General features: G+C 63.5%; 12 protein-coding genes. 8 read left to right on the top strand and 4 right to left on the bottom strand.

The genetic code is table 11. The features are described 5' to 3' along the window. Window positions 1-183: 183 nt before the first annotated feature. Window positions 184-795, bottom strand: coding sequence for a TetR/AcrR family transcriptional regulator (locus tag QCBJ_RS19775; protein ID WP_012724469.1), 612 nt, complete (start codon window positions 793-795; stop codon window positions 184-186). A 98-nt stretch (window positions 796-893) separates the two neighbouring features. Further along, a complete protein-coding gene (locus QCBJ_RS19780) occupies window positions 894-2654 on the bottom strand; it encodes a sigma-54-dependent Fis family transcriptional regulator (protein WP_102061404.1) in 1761 nt (586 codons plus the stop codon). A 269-nt stretch (window positions 2655-2923) separates the two neighbouring features. Between QCBJ_RS19780 and QCBJ_RS19785 the strand changes: the two genes are divergently transcribed. From QCBJ_RS19785 to QCBJ_RS19795, 3 genes are all read left to right on the top strand, one after another. Beyond that, window positions 2924-4399: a benzaldehyde dehydrogenase gene (locus QCBJ_RS19785; protein ID WP_102061405.1), complete on the top strand. Its 1476-nt coding sequence runs from the start codon at window positions 2924-2926 to the stop codon at window positions 4397-4399. A gap of 105 nt (window positions 4400-4504) precedes the next feature. Then, window positions 4505-5272, top strand: coding sequence for a coniferyl-alcohol dehydrogenase (locus tag QCBJ_RS19790; RefSeq protein ID WP_102061406.1), 768 nt, complete (start codon window positions 4505-4507; stop codon window positions 5270-5272). Window positions 5273-5353: 81 nt separating this feature from the next. Further along, window positions 5354-6301, top strand: a complete 948-nt coding sequence (locus tag QCBJ_RS19795) for a transporter (protein WP_102061407.1) — start codon at window positions 5354-5356, stop codon at window positions 6299-6301. Here QCBJ_RS19795 and mhpT read toward each other — a convergent pair. After that, a complete protein-coding gene (gene mhpT, locus QCBJ_RS19800) occupies window positions 6279-7487 on the bottom strand; it encodes a 3-(3-hydroxy-phenyl)propionate transporter MhpT (RefSeq protein ID WP_046036121.1) in 1209 nt (402 codons plus the stop codon). The genes QCBJ_RS19795 and mhpT overlap by 23 nt on opposite strands. A 308-nt stretch (window positions 7488-7795) precedes the next feature. Between mhpT and QCBJ_RS19805 the strand changes: the two genes are divergently transcribed. Then, a complete protein-coding gene (locus tag QCBJ_RS19805; protein ID WP_102061408.1) occupies window positions 7796-9124 on the top strand; it encodes an OprD family porin in 1329 nt (442 codons plus the stop codon). Window positions 9125-9129: 5 nt separating this feature from the next. Here the strand turns inward: QCBJ_RS19805 and QCBJ_RS19810 are convergent, their stop codons facing one another. Further along, on the bottom strand, window positions 9130-9618 hold the full coding sequence (locus tag QCBJ_RS19810) for a MarR family winged helix-turn-helix transcriptional regulator (RefSeq protein WP_012724462.1): 489 nt from the start codon (window positions 9616-9618) through the stop codon (window positions 9130-9132). 212 nt (window positions 9619-9830) lie between these two features. On the opposite strand from QCBJ_RS19810, the gene QCBJ_RS19815 reads away from it, so the two are divergent. The 4 genes from QCBJ_RS19815 to QCBJ_RS19830 all read left to right on the top strand — a co-directional run bounded on the left by QCBJ_RS19815 (window position 9831) and on the right by QCBJ_RS19830 (window position 15362). Next, window positions 9831-10661, top strand: coding sequence for a p-hydroxycinnamoyl CoA hydratase/lyase (locus tag QCBJ_RS19815; RefSeq protein WP_010567568.1), 831 nt, complete (start codon window positions 9831-9833; stop codon window positions 10659-10661). A gap of 76 nt (window positions 10662-10737) precedes the next feature. Next, on the top strand, window positions 10738-12186 hold the full coding sequence (locus QCBJ_RS19820) for an aldehyde dehydrogenase (protein ID WP_102061409.1): 1449 nt from the start codon (window positions 10738-10740) through the stop codon (window positions 12184-12186). A 63-nt stretch (window positions 12187-12249) separates the two neighbouring features. Continuing rightward, window positions 12250-14124 carry a feruloyl-CoA synthase gene (locus tag QCBJ_RS19825; RefSeq protein WP_102061449.1) on the top strand — a complete coding sequence of 625 codons (1875 nt, stop codon included), beginning with the start codon at window positions 12250-12252 and terminating at the stop codon, window positions 14122-14124. Then, the gene (locus tag QCBJ_RS19830) at window positions 14121-15362 is read left to right on the top strand and encodes a thiolase family protein (protein WP_102061410.1); all 1242 of its coding nucleotides are present in this window, start codon (window positions 14121-14123) and stop codon (window positions 15360-15362) included. Before QCBJ_RS19825 ends, QCBJ_RS19830 begins: the two co-directional genes overlap by 4 nt. Window positions 15363-15364: the final 2 nt, after the last annotated feature.

Below are 15364 nucleotides of genomic sequence, written 5' to 3' on the forward strand. Positions count from 1 at the left end.
GGTGCGTGCGCGCCGGGCCCGAGCCTGGAAGCTGTCAGGCCCATTGGTATCTATACATTTCGATGAAAACATAACCTGAGAACATGAGGTGCTTGTGGTGAGCAGGCTTGCCCTACGCGGTGCAAGCCCGCTTACCACAGCGTTATGTGTCAGCCTTTAAGATTTATATAGATGCCTATGCCCTCAGGCCTGCATGCCGTAGAACAGCAACTCGGTGATACGCCTGACCTGCGTAGAGTGCGCATCGATATCCGGGTGTTCCTGGTTGACCAGCCTGAACAGTTGCAGGTGTGAGTAGTCGTTCAACAGGAATGCGGCCAGCTCCACATCGAGTTGCGGGCGCAGCTTGCCGGCCCGTTGCAGCTCCCTCAGCAGTTCACTGATTTGCGCCCTGAGGGCATCGTTCATGGCCCGATAACCTGCGGGCAGTTCATTGCTGCCACCGAACAGGATCAGCGGCAACAGTTCGCGCCACAGGCTGGGATGCATGACTTCGAGGGCATAGCCCGTGAGCAGCCGTTCCAGGTGGCAGAGCGCGTCGACTGGGTCGTCTATTGTGTGGATCAGGCTGCGGGTATCAGTGATGGCCCGCTGATCGGCGTGGCGCAGGATCTCCAGGATGATTTCCTGTTTGTTGCCGAAATACTTGAACACCGTGGGCGGCGACACGCCGGCCTGGCTGGCGATCTGTTCGATGGTGGTGTTCTGGAAGCCCTGGCGCTCAAACAGTTCGATCGCCGCCTGGCTGATGGCTTGGCGGCGTTCGGCTTTCTGACGTTCACGCAGTCCGCTCACAGGAGATCCTTGTCACGAGTAGGAAAAAAGGGCGCTTGTAGCACGGTACCTCTGCAAAATACTTAATTGGGTAAAGCTTTTAAAGCACTCATTTCCAATCACGGGGTTTGCCGCTGATGCTTCTTCAGCCGGTAGGCAAATTGCGCACGGCTGAGGCCCAAGAGCCGGGCGGCGGCCGCGAGGTTGCCGGCGTTGTGTTGCAGCGCCTCATTGATCAGGCGCGACTCCAGGCCATCAATGGAAAAGCCCTGGTCCAACTGGCCAAGGGTGTCCAGCAGCGCGGGGCGTGGGGCTTGCAGTCCCGTGTTGGACAGGCTGCCATGGTCGTCCAGGCCATAGGGATCCGTCGGCATGGGTTCATTGCGAAACAGATGCACCAAGTCAATGGCTTGGCCTTCGTCGCTGGCAATCAGGCCGCGTTCGATCAGGTTTTGCAGCTCGCGCACATTGCCCGCGAAGTCGTAGCGCAACAGCACCTTCAGGGCGCGCATGGTCAGGCCCGCCGGGGTTCGGGCGTATTCCTGGCAGAAGCGCGTGAGGAAGGCGTTGATCAGCAACGGAATATCATCTCGGCGCTCACGCAGGGGCGGCAGGGCGATGGGGTAGACATTCAACCGGTAGAACAGGTCTTCACGAAACGTACCGTCAGCCACGGCTTTGCGCAGATCAATATTGGTGGCGGCTACCACCCGCACATCCACCTTGATCCCACGCACGCCGCCGACCCGTTCGATTTCGCGTTCCTGCAAGGCACGCAGCAATTTGCTTTGCCCTGCCAGGCTGAGGCTGGTGATTTCGTCGAGGAACAGTGTCCCGCCCTGGGCCCGCTCGAAACGCCCGGGGCGCGAGTGTGTGGCGCCGGTATACGCGCCGCGCTCGACGCCGAACAGTTCGGCCTCGATCAGGTTGTCCGGGATGGCGGCGCAATTGAGCGCCACAAACGGGCGCTCGTGCCGGTGACTCAGCTGGTGCAATTGGCGCGCAAACATCTCCTTGCCCACCCCGGATTCACCGCTGATCAGCACCGTCGCCGGGGTCAGCGCAACGCGTTGCAGGGCTTGCGTTGCGGCGTTGAACGCCGCGCTGGCGCCCACCAGCGCTTGCGGCGGGTTGGCCCAGGCGCCGTGGTTCACTGGGTGGTCGGGAGTGGTGGAGGGGGCGGGACTGGTGACGGCCTGGGACACGTTCAGGTAGCGCAGGTCTTGCTCGACGTCACCCCATTGTTCGGCCGTCTTGCCCACCACCCGGCAGCATCGATGGCCCATGCCCCGGCATTCCACTTCGCGGAAAATCACCATTTGCCCGAAGAGGCCGCTGACAAACCCGATGGCATAGCCGGTTTCAGTCCAGCACACCGGGTCCTGGCCGATGCCATAGGCGCTCACGTGCTCATCGGCTTCGCAGGAGTGGTGCCAGAGAAACTCGCCTTCGTAGAACCCCGAGTCGGCATCGAACTTGAAATGCAGCGGTTCGACCTTGGTCATGCCTTCCAGGGTGTGCAGGTGGGTCCCGGCGCGAAACACCGCGGCGGCATCGGCCTGTGGCCAGCGCTCGCGTATCAGCCGCGCATCCCGCGCGCCGGAGGCGTAACCGGTGCGGGTGAACAGGCCGCGCGCCTGCTCCAGCCCCAGGCGCTCGATGACTTCCCCGCGCAGGGCGCCGAACGAGGAACTGTGCAGCAACATCATGCGTTGGTCGTTGAGCCAGATACGCCCGTCTTCTGGGGAAAAGAACAGGCAGTCGGCCAGTTCTCCAGGCGTCGGCGAGCTGCTGTCGCTGAGTTGGCGGCTGTCGCCCCGTGGATGATAGGGCGCGGTGGCCACCCGATCATCGGGCAGCGCGCTGTGGGGATTAGTCATTGTTATGCCCCTGCAAAGCGAATGAACGATTTGAGTAACTGCTCAGATAGTTATTAAACATAACCTTATCAATTGAACAAGTGGCGAGGCCGTGGTTTTTGCCACGGACCGACGCCTGATGGCTGAGTGGTACGTGGCGGGCCCCGGCATAGAGCCTTCGGCGATTTATGTCAGCGTCGCCGCGCGCAAGCGGCATAGCCTTTGCTCAAGACCTGATGCGGCGTTTGCCTATGTGCAGGCGATGACAATTACAAGAACCGGGAGTTGCCATGTCAGTGTCTGAAACCACCCACCTGTTACAGCGGGCCCTTGAGTCCGAATGCCTGTTCAACGGCGATTGGATACCCGCCTCGGGGTCCGTGATGCCTGTGATCGAACCTGCCACCGGCGAGCCCTTGATGCGGTGCGCCATGGCCAACGCGGCCGACATCGCCGTCGCCAGTCGCAGCGCGGCCCTGGCCCAGCCGGCATGGGCCGCAATCGGCCCACGGGAACGCGCCGCCGTGTTTCGCAAGGCGGCGGACCTGGCTCAGGAGTGCTTCGCCGAACTGGCGCTGTATGTCGCCCGCGAAACCGGGGGCGCGCTGTTCAAAGGTGAGCACGAAGTGCGCGAGGCGATCGTGCTGCTGCACCAGGCGGCGGGCCTGTTGTCCCAGCCTCACGGGCTGGTGCTGCCCAGTGCGGCCGGGCGCCTGTCCTATGCGCGGCGCCAGCCCCATGGCGTGGTCGGGGTGATTTCACCGTTTAATTTCCCCCTGGTGCTATCGCTGCGTTCGGTGGCGCCAGCCTTGGCGGCGGGCAATGCGGTGGTACTCAAGCCCGACCCGCAGACCCCTGTCAGCGGCGGTTTTCTGATCGCCCGGCTGTTCGAGGAAGCGGGCCTGCCCAAGGGCCTGCTGCACGTGTTGCCCGGTGCTGCGCCGGTCGGTGAAGCGCTGTGCCGTGACCCGAATGTGCAGATGATCACCTTTACCGGCTCCACGGCGGCAGGGCGCAAAGTCGCCGAGGTGGCCGGGCGTCACTTGAAAAAAGTCGCGCTGGAACTGGGTGGCAAAAACCCGTTGATCATTCTCGACGACGCCGACCTCGACCTGGCGGCAAGCAATGCGGCCTGGGGCGCCTGGCTGCACCAGGGGCAAATCTGCATGGCGACCGGCTTGATTCTTGCCCATGAATCCATCGCCGAACGTCTCACGCGCAAGCTGGTGGACAAGGCCCGGGCGCTCACCGTGGGCAATGCCGCTCGGGGTGAAGCAGCGCTCGGCCCGTTAATCAACCCACGGCAATTGCAGCGCGTGCACGAGATCGTCAGCGACAGCCTGCAAGCAGGCGCACGGTTGGAGGCTGGCGGCGAATATGACCAGTTGTTCTACCAGCCCACCGTGCTCAGTGGCGTGCGGCCGGGCATGCGCGCCTTTGAGGACGAAGTGTTCGGCCCGGTGGCCAGCGTGGTCAGTTTTGCCACCGACGAGGAGGCCATCGAGCTGGCCAACCGCACGGAGTATGGACTCTCGGCCGCCATCATCTCGCCGTCCGTCGGGCGCGCCATGGCGATTGGCGAGCGGCTGAATTGCGGCCTGTTGCACATCAACGACCAGACCGTGGCCGACGAATGCATCAACCCCTTCGGCGGGCGCGGCGCTTCCGGCAACGGCGGCAGCGTCGGCGGGCCGGCCGACTGGGACGAGTACAGCCAGTGGCAGTGGGTTACGGTGAAAAACACGCCGCCTGTCTATCCATTCTGAGTTTCGGCCGCTCTGAGTTTCGGCCGTACTGAGTCGTGGCCGTACTGAGCCCTGGCTCATCGGTTTGCTCCACCCATGCCTATACAAAAACAAGAGGGCTTGAACATGAACCTGTATAACAAAACCCTGGTTGTCACCGGTGTCGCCTCCGGCATTGGCGCCGAATTGGCGCGGCTCGCGCGTTTCCAGGGCGCCACGGTGATCGGCGTTGATCGCCATGAACCGCAATTGACCCTGGATGGATTCTTCCAGGCGGACTTGGGTGACCCTACCAGCATCGATGCCTTGGTGGCGCGCCTGCCGGCACGGGTCGACGGGCTGTGCAACATTGCCGGCGTGCCCGGTACGGCACCCGCGCAGACGGTGGCCGAGGTCAATTACCTGGGGCTGCGGCATCTTGCGCAAGCGCTGCTGCCCCGCATGCCGGCGGGCGGCAGCATCGTCAATGTCGCGTCGGTGCTCGGCGCGCAATGGCCGCAACGGCTGGAACTGCACAAGGCCCTGGCCGCCACACAAGACTTCGCGGCAGGGCAGCAGTGGCTGGCGGCCAATCCGGTGGCGCAGGCCACCTGTTATCAGTACTTCAAGGAAGCGCTGATTGTGTGGAGCTTCCAGCAAGCCCAAGGCTGGTTTCGCGATCACTCGGTGCGCATCAACTGCGTTGCGCCGGGGCCGGTGTTTACCCCGATCCTGGGCGACTTTGTCAGCTTGCTCGGGCCGGAGCGGGTGGCCGAGGACAGCCAGCGCATGACCCGTCCAGCCCTGGCCGATGAGGTGGCGGCGGTGATCGCCTTCCTCTGCTCCGACGCCGCACGCTGGGTCAACGGGGTCAATCTGCCGGTGGACGGTGGGTTGGCCGCCACCTACGTGTAGGGCCTGCAACCGCGGTAAACCCCGGTGCGGATCCACCGTGCCGGGGGTCTTGAACAACAACAAAAATACAGGACACACAAGATGCTCAAGCCTATCTTGCGGACAGTTGCGGCCATGACCTTTGTCGCACTGTCATCGACTGCACACGCTTACGATTTGCCCGGACTCAACCTGGGCAGCACCAGTTTCTACGACGGCTCACCGGCACCGGCCGGCCCTGGCTGGTACCTGGAGGAGTACCTGACGTACTCCCGCGCCAGCCGTTTCAACGACGCCAACGGCCACAAGCTGGCGTTGCCCAAACAGGATCTGGAAGTGGTGGCGCCGACCACGCAGATCATCTACCTCGGTCATCCTTTGGCCAATGGCGCCATGCCCGGCTTCACCTTGATCAACACCTCGCTGGCCCATGTGGATGTCGATGATGGTTTGCATAACGCCGCGTTGAGTGCTCGTGAAGGCTTTGGCGACGTGACGCTTGGCGCCTTCCTGCAACTGCCGACCCTGAGCCGGGCCGATGGCAGCCCGCTGTTGACCCAGCGCGTCGAGGCCGATGTGTCGGTGCCGGTGGGGGCCTATAACCGCAATCGCTCGATCAACCCCGGCAGCAACTTCTGGTCATTCAACCCGTATTATGCGGCGACGTACTGGTTCAACCCGAAATGGTCGGCGAGCGGGCGTTTCATGTACCTGTGGAACGGCAAGAACGATGATCCACAGGCAGGCTTCGGGGATGTTTCCGATACCCAGGCCGGCCAGGCCTTGCATGCCAACCTGACGCTGCAATATGCCTTGAACCAACAACTGAGCGTGGGGGTGAATGGCTACTGGTTGAAGCAGATCACCGACACCCAGGTCGATGGGCACGACGTGAGTGGGCGGCGGGAAAAGGTCTGGGCCATGGGCCCAGGCCTGGTCTATGCCTTCAACAAGGAAAACGTGCTGTCGGTGAACGCCTACTTTGAGCAGCAGGCTGAGAACCGCACCCAGGGCAACAAACTGGTGCTCAATTGGCTGCACAAGTTCTAGGTGGTGCGGCCCGCACCATCACGCTGATGATGGTCAGCGCGGCAATCACCACCCCGGGGGAGGTCGCCAACAGGACCCCCGCAGTGCCGGCGCCGGCTGCGAGCAGTTGGCCGGCCGCCAGCGGCCCGGCCACCGAACCCAGGCGGCCGACGGCTACCGCGGCACCGACGCCGGTGGCGCGTACCGAGGTGGGGTAGGAGGGCGGTGCCGACGCGTACAGCACCAACTGCGCGGCCATGACGAACAAGCCGGCGGCAAAGCCGGCAATCGCCATGGGCACGATGCCCACTGAGAGTCCCACGCCCGCGAGGGCCGCCAGCAACCCGGCGTACACGCACAACACCACTTTGACGGCATTGCAGCGGTCCAGTAGCACGCCGCCAAGCAGTGAACCCAGGGCGCCGCCGATATTGAAGAGCATCTGCACCATGCCCGCCTGGGGTTTACTGAAGCCTTGTTCCAGCAACAGCGACGGCAGCCAGTTGAGCAGCATGTACATCACGGTCAGGGTGAAGAAGTAGCTGAGCCACAACGCCAGTGTGGTGCGCGCGCGACCCTCGCCGAACAGCGCCTGGGACGTGGAAGGGCGGGCGCCGGGGGTGTTGTCGCGCTGTTGGCGAAAGGCGCTGGATTCAGGCAGTAACAGGATCATCAGCGGCACGGCCAGCAAGGGCGCCAGGCCGCCGATGATAAAGGTGGTTTGCCAGTGTTCACTGGAAAACATCGCTACCACGGCAGCCAAGGCGCCACCCAGCGGTACGCCGCAGTACATCACGCTGATGGCGGTGCCGCGCTTGTGCTCACTGACCGCTTCGGCGCACAGGGCGATCAGGTTGGGCAGTGCCGCGCCCAGCCCCAGGCCGGTCAGGAAGCGCACCAGCAACAGGCCCGAGTAGCTGTCGACAAACGCGGTGCTCAGGGAAAACACCCCGAACAGCAGCACCGCCATCACCAGGATTTTCTTACGCCCGATGCGGTCGGCGACCCAACCGCCGAAGAACGCCCCCGGCAGCAGGCCAATGATGCCGACGCTGAAGACCCAGCCGAGCATCTTCGGGTCCAGGGCGAACGTTTGACGTAACCCGGCGGCGGCGGTGCCGGCGGCTTGCAGATCGAACCCCTCGATCAGCGCAACGATAAAGCACAACGCAATAGTCAGCGTCGAACGACGCGATGGACTGTCCATGGGCAAACCTCATTGTTGTTTTTATGGGGATGGCGAGCTTCAGTGGCTGCTGGCGATTAAGATAACAAAGATAACTAAAAAATGAATCGCGGATAAAAAACCTTAAAAAATAAGAATAAATCGATCAAAAACATGTGGTTATGATTAAGATCCATATGAAGCTGAAAAATAGATAGTTTTATTAATGTTCGATTATCGCTCAGTTGCAGTTGACGAGCGCCCTCGGCTGTTTCCATTCTTGGCTCGCAAAGCCGACTGGGCCGAGCGTGTGACACCCCAAAAACAACAACAAAAAATGGACATCGAACATGCCAGAACTCCCGATGGAGGACGCCGTTGCGGCTGCGTCAGTCTCCTGTGTGTCGAACAACCTTCCACGCCTGCTGCTGGCGTCGCTGGCCTTGAGCGTGCTGCCCACCACCCCGTTGTGGGCGGCAGGCTTTATCGACGACAGCCACGGTACCTTGACCCTGCGCAATTACTACCTGGACCGTGACTACAAGGACGACGGTGCGAAGACGGCCGCACGGGAATGGGCCCAGGCGTTCATCCTCAACCTGGAATCGGGATACACCCCAGGCCCAGTCGGCTTTGGCCTGGATGTGCGTGGGTTGATGGGGGTCAAGCTCGACTCGTCACCGGACCGCAGCGGCACCGAGTTGTTGCCGGTGTCGGCCAGCGACAAGCGTGCCGCCGATGAATACGCGCGCCTGGCCCCGACCGCCAAGCTGCGGTTTGCCCAAACCACGGTGAAGGCGGGTGATGTGTCGATCTTCCTGCCGTTCGCCTTCGCCAGCCCGTCGCGCCTGCTGCCGCAGACCTTTCGCGGCACCACCCTGAGTTCCAAGGACATCGAGGGCCTGACCCTCAACACCGGCTATATCGACCGTATCAACAAGCGCGACTCCACGGACTACCAGGCCATGACCGTGGCCTCGCCCAACCGGCGTTTCAATGCCACCGCCACCACCTCGCACCTGGCTTACGTCGGCGGTGACTACCAGGTCAACAAAGACCTCAGCCTGCGCGTTTATCACTCGCAGGTCGCGGACCTCTACCAGCAGGACACCCTGGCGTTGCTGCATAACCTGCCGGTGGGGGATGGCGTGCTCACCAGTGACCTGCGCAGCTTCTTCAGCCGCGAGGACGGCAGTGCCAAGGCCGGGAACGTGGATAACCGCAACCTCTCGGCGCTGTTTGGTTACCGCCTGGGCGGCCACCGCGTGAGCCTTGGCTACATGCATTCAAGCGGCGAGACCGCCACGCCCTATATTTCCGGCACCGAGTTGATGGGCATGAGCGAGCTGACCATGAGTTCGGACTTTCTCAACGCCAAGGAGCGCACCTGGCAGGCCATCTATGACTACGATTTCGCCGCAGCGGGTGTGCCGGGGTTGAAGAGCCGGCTGCGCTATGTGCGCGGCGACAACATCGAATTGGCGGCTTTCAACGCCGAGGATCGCAAGGAACGCGAGTTCCAGATGGAGTTGGGCTACGTGATTCAGAGCGGCCCGCTGAAGAACGTCGGGTTCATGGCGCGCAAGTCGATCTACCGCAATGACTTCCCCAGCGGCGCAGCCTTTCGCGACGAAAACCAGACCCGCTTCCTGGTGCTCTACACCGTGGCGCTCTGGTAGGCCGATCAGTCCTGGTAGACCTTCTTGAGCAAGCGCAGCAGTTCTTCACGTTCCTGGCTGTCCAGGGCGGCCGTGGCGTCCTGGTCGCTCTGGGCGGCGATTTCCTTGAGCGCTTTGAGCAGGGTTTCGCCGGTCTTGCTGAGGAAGATCCCGTAGGAGCGTTTGTCGGGCTTGCAGCGGACCCGCACGGCGAGGGCGCGGCTCTCCAGCTTGTTCAGCAGGGGCACCACCTGGGGCGGCTCAATCGCCAGGGCACGGGCCAGGTCGGCCTGCATCAGCCCAGGGTTCTGCTCGATGATCGCCAGGGCCGAGAACTGCGCGGGACGCAGGTCGTGGTCCGACAGCCGGCCGATCAGGTTCTGGAACAGCTTGAGCTGGGCGCGGCGCATGGCGTAACCGATCAGATCGTCCAGGGCTGAATCCAGCGGCGGCCGCACCTCCTCGTTGTCGGGCAGGGCCGGGCTGGGGGCGGCGATGTTGGAAGGCTTGGCCATTAACAGTGCAATCCTCAAGAGATGGAGGTTAAGAAGGCTATCTAGTTTGCCGAGGTTGGCGAGCCCTGGCTATGCCGACGTTTCAAAACACCAGAAAAACGCAGGTTTTACACCGGAAAAATATTGGTTATCCAGATTAATAGTTAATTGACATAACTATATTTGCAGTTTAATTTCGACTCATCTTCACACCAGAACAAGAGCGTACCGCCATGAGCAATTACGAAGGCCGTTGGACCACAGTCAAGGTTGAGATCGAGGAAGGCATCGCCTGGGTCATCCTCAACCGTCCGGAAAAACGCAACGCCATGAGCCCGACCCTGAACCGGGAAATGATCGACGTACTGGAAACCCTGGAGCAGGATCCTGCCGCCGGCGTACTGGTACTGACCGGTGCCGGCGAAGCCTGGACGGCCGGCATGGACCTCAAGGAATACTTCCGCGAAGTGGATGCCGGGCCGGAGATCCTCCAGGAAAAAATTCGCCGCGAAGCCTCGCAATGGCAATGGAAACTGCTGCGCATGTATGCCAAGCCGACCATCGCCATGGTCAATGGCTGGTGCTTCGGCGGCGGCTTCAGCCCACTGGTGGCGTGCGACCTGGCGATCTGCGCTGACGAAGCCACCTTCGGCCTCTCGGAAATCAACTGGGGCATCCCGCCGGGCAACTTGGTGAGCAAAGCCATGGCCGACACCGTGGGCCATCGCCAATCCCTGTACTACATCATGACCGGCAAGACCTTCGGCGGGCAGAAAGCCGCCGAAATGGGCCTGGTCAACGAAAGCGTGCCCCTGGCGCAACTGCGCGAAGTGACCATCGAACTGGCGCGCAACCTGCTCGAGAAAAACCCGGTGGTGCTGCGCGCGGCCAAGCATGGCTTCAAGCGCTGCCGCGAACTGACCTGGGAGCAGAACGAGGATTACCTCTACGCCAAGCTCGATCAGTCGCGCCTGCTCGACACCGAAGGCGGTCGCGAGCAGGGCATGAAACAGTTCCTCGACGACAAGAGCATCAAGCCTGGCCTGCAGGCGTATAAACGCTGAAGGGCGCGGCCGCCTGGCCGCGCCGCTGTACCCCGCTTGAACGTATTCCCGATAAAGACAATAAAGAGGAATCACCATGCTGGACGTGCCCCTGTTGATCGGCGGCCAGTCGTGCGCCGCCCGCGACGGTCGAACCTTCGAGCGCCGCAACCCGGTGACCGGTGAAGTCGTCTCGCGGGTCGCCGCAGCGACCCTGGAAGATGCCGACGCCGCCGTCGCCGCCGCTCAAGCCGCGTTCCCCACCTGGGCAGCGCTGGCCCCCAACGAGCGCCGCACCCGTTTGCTCAAGGCGGCCGAGCAATTGCAGGCGCGCAGCGCGGAATTTATCGCTGCTGCCGGTGAGACCGGCGCCATGGCCAACTGGTACGGCTTCAACGTGCGCCTGGCGGCCAATATGCTCCGCGAAGCCGCGTCGATGACCACCCAGATCACCGGCGACGTCATTCCCTCCGATGTCCCCGGCAGTTTCGCCATGGCCCTGCGTCAGCCCTGCGGCGTGGTGCTGGGCATCGCGCCGTGGAATGCCCCGGTCATCCTCGCCACGCGGGCTATCGCCATGCCGCTGGCCTGCGGCAATACCGTGGTGCTCAAGGCCTCGGAATTGAGCCCGGCGGTGCACCGCCTGATTGGCCAAGTGCTGCAGGACGCCGGGCTGGGCGATGGCGTGGTCAACGTGATCAGCAATGCGCCAGAGGATGCCGCCGCGATTGTCGAGCGGCTGATCGCCAACCCGGCCGTGCGCCGGGTCAACTTCACGGGCTCGACCCACGTGGGGCGGATTGTCGGCGAACTCTCGGCGCGTCACCTCAAACCGGCGCTGTTGGAGTTGGGCGGCAAGGCGCCGTTGCTGGTGCTCGACGACGCCGACCTCGATGCAGCAGTGGCGGCGGCAGCATTTGGTGCCTACTTCAACCAGGGGCAGATTTGCATGTCCACCGAACGCTTGATTGTCGATGCCAAGGTCGCCGATGCGTTCACCGCCAAGCTGGCGGCCAAGGTCGCGACCCTGCGCGCGGGCAACCCCGAGGCGGCGGATTCAGTGCTGGGGTCGCTGGTGGACGCCCGTGCCGGCACGCGCATCAAGGCCTTGATCGACGATGCCCTCGCCAAAGGTGCACGGCTGGTGGTGGGCGGCCAATTGGACGGCAGTATCCTGCAGCCGACCCTGATCGATGGCGTCACCGAACACATGCGTTTGTACCGCGAAGAGTCCTTCGGCCCGGTGGCGGTGCTGTTGCGCGGTGATGGAGACGAAGCCCTGCTGCGTCTGGCCAACGACTCTGAGTTCGGCCTGTCGGCGGCGATCTTCAGTCGCGACACCGGGCGTGCGCTGGCCCTGGCGCAACGGGTGGAGTCGGGCATTTGCCATATCAACGGCCCGACCGTGCACGACGAGGCGCAGATGCCGTTTGGCGGGGTCAAGTCCAGCGGCTACGGCAGCTTTGGCGGCAAGGCTTCGATTGAACACTTTACGCAATTGCGTTGGGTCACCTTGCAGAACGGGCCGCGGCATTACCCGATCTGAGCAAGGCGCGGCGACATAACAATAACAAGGCGGCGTTGATCCGCCTTGATGGAGGACATCCTTGTGAGTTCCGAATTCCGACCGCAACCCCAGCCCACGCCGCGATACCGCGAGGTGTCCATCGGCCACGCGCCGGTGCAGGTCACTGAAGAACAGGGCGTGCTGCACATGCGTTCCCTGGAGCCGCTGGGTGAATTACCGGCACGCTTGCTCGATCGTTTGGTGCATTGGGCCCAGGTACGGCCCGAGCAAACATTTATCGCCGCACGCCAGGCCGGTGGTGATTGGCGTCGTGTCAGCTACAGGGAAATGCTCGACAGCGTGCGCGCGATTGCCCAGGGCCTGCTGCGTTACGGCCTCTCGGCGGACAAACCGCTGGCATTACTGTCTGGCAACGACATCGAGCATCTGCAGGTGGCTCTCGGCGCGATGTATGCCGGAATCCCTTACTGCCCGGTGTCGCCGGCGTATTCATTGTTGTCCCAGGATTTCGCCAAGCTGCGGCATGTGTGCAACCTGCTGCAACCGGGCTTGGTGTTCGTCAGCGACGCGTCTGCTTACCAACGCGCAATCGACGCCGTATTGCCGGCCGAGACCCCGTTGATCAGCGTGCGCGGCCACGCGCCGGGGCGCACTCAGGCCAGCTTCGCCAGCCTGCTGCAAACGCCGGGTGGCGCTGAGGCCGAAGCGGCGTTCAAGGCCACCGGCCCCGACAGCATCGCTAAGTTTCTCTTTACCTCGGGCTCCACCAAGTTGCCCAAAGCGGTCGTCACCACCCAACGCATGCTCTGCGCCAATCAGCAGATGCTGCTGCAGACGTTCCCGGTGTTCGGTGAGGAACCGCCGGTACTGGTCGACTGGCTGCCGTGGAACCACACCTTCGGCGGCAGCCACAACGTCGGCATTGTGCTCTACAACGGCGGTACGTTTTACCTCGACGACGGCAAGCCGACGGTCCAGGGCTTTGCCGAGACCCTGCGCAACCTCAAGGACGTGTCGCCCACGGCCTACCTGACGGTGCCCAAGGGCTGGGAAGAACTGGTCAACGCCCTGGAGCAGGACGCTGAGTTGCGCGAGCGCTTTTTCGCGCGGATGAAACTGTTCTTCTTCGCCGCCGCCGGCCTGTCGCAAAGTATCTGGGACCGCCTCGACCGCGTGGCCGAGCGGCACTGCGGTGAACGTATCCGCATGATGGCCGGGTTGGGCATGACCGAAGCCGCGCCGTCCTGCACCTTTACCACCGGGCCGCTGTCGATGGCCGGGTATATCGGGTTGCCCGCACCGGGCTGTGAGGTGCGCCTGGTGCCGCTGGACGGCAAATTCGAGGGACGCTTTCGCGGGCCGCACATCATGCCCGGTTACTGGCGGGCGCCCGAGCAGACCGCCGAGGTGTTCGACGAACTGGGTTTCTATTGTTCGGGCGACGCGATCAAGCTCGCCGACCCGCAGCAACCGCAACTGGGGCTGATGTTCGATGGACGCATTGCCGAGGACTTCAAGCTCTCCTCAGGCGTGTTTGTCAGCGTTGGGCCGCTGCGCAATCGTGCGGTGCTCGAAGGCTCGCCTTATGTGCAGGACCTGGTGATTGCCGCGCCGGACCGCGAATGCCTGGGTGCCCTGGTGTTCCCCAGGCTCTACGAGTGTCGCCGGCTGGCGGGCTTGAGCACCGACGCCAGTGACGCCGAGGTGCTGGCCAGCGCGCCGGTGCGCGAGTGGTTCGGTGACTGGTTGCAGCGGCTCAATCGCGAGGCCACCGGCAATGCCAGTCGCTTGGAGTGGATTGCCGTGCTGGATGAGCCGGCGTCCATCGACCGTGGGGAAATCACCGACAAAGGCTCGATCAACCAGCGTGCGGTGTTGCAATGGCGCGCGGCGAGGGTCGAGGCGTTGTATCGCGGTGAAGACCCGACCATCCTGCGCGCCGGGCCCAAGCCTTGAGCGGCGCCGGGCAGTATTCGGCGTTTGCCGACGCGGCGATTTTCGAGGCGGTGCGCACCCCGTGGGTCGACCTTGGCGGCGCGCTGTCCCAGGTGTCGCCCATCGATTTGGGGATCAAGGTGGGCCGCGAAGTGCTGGCGCGAGCCGGCATCGAGCCTGGGGCGGTGGACAGCGTACTGGCCGGCTCCATGGCCCAGGCCAGCTTCGATGCCTACTTGCTGCCACGGCATATCGGTTTGTACAGCGGGGTGGCGCAATCGGTGCCCGCGCTGGGGGTGCAGCGCATCTGCGCCACCGGTTTCGAGCTGTTGCGCCAGGCCGCCGAGCAGCTGCGTGACGAGGTGCAACTGGCCCTGTGCGTGGCCAGTGAGTCGATGTCGCGCAACCCGATTGCCGCCTACACCCACCGGGGCGGCTTTCGTCTCGGCGGCGAAGTGCAGTTCAAGGATTTTCTCTGGGAAGCGCTGTACGACCCGGCCCCGGGCCTGGACATGATCGCCACGGCCGACAACCTCGCGCGCCGTTATGGCTTGAGCCGCGAGGCGGTGGACCGCTACGCCTGCGACAGCCATCAGCGCGCCTTGCAGGCACAACGTGACGGCGCCTGGGCTGAAGAAATCGTCACGGTCGATCACCAGGTGTTCGCGCTTGAGGGCTATCAGCCCAGAGGGATCAGCCTGGCACGCCGCGCCAGTGCCGTCAGCGCCGACAGCCACCCACGGCCCACCGACCTGGCGGCCTTGGCGCGTCTGCACGCCGTGCATGCCGACGGTGTACAAACCGCCGGCAACAGTTGCGCGATGGTCGATGGCGCGGCGGCCGCCCTGGTGGGCCGCGCCTCGGCCTGCACGCGTGCGCCCCTGGCGCGGCTGCTGGCCAGCGCAGTGGTGGGGGTGGCCCCGGAGTTCATGGGCATCGGTCCGGCACCGGCAATTCGCCTGCTGCTGCAACGCAGCGGGTTGAGCCTGGACGACATCGGCCGTTTCGAGATCAACGAAGCCCAGGCCGCCCAGGTGCTCGCGGTGGCTCAGGAATTGGAACTGGACAGCGCCCGGCTCAACGTCCAGGGCGGCGCCCTCGCGCTGGGGCATCCGCTGGCCGCCACCGGCCTGCGCCTGGTCATGACCCTGGCCCGGCAATTACGCCAGCACCACCTGCGCTACGGGATTGCCGCCGCGTGTGTGGGCGGCGGGCAGGGCATGGCGTTGTTGATCGAAAACCCCGCCTATCGCGCTTGAAG

Source organism: Pseudomonas sp. QC2 (assembly GCF_002859085.1).
In the GTDB taxonomy this organism is placed as follows: Bacteria; Pseudomonadota; Gammaproteobacteria; order Pseudomonadales; family Pseudomonadaceae; genus Aquipseudomonas; species Aquipseudomonas petroselini.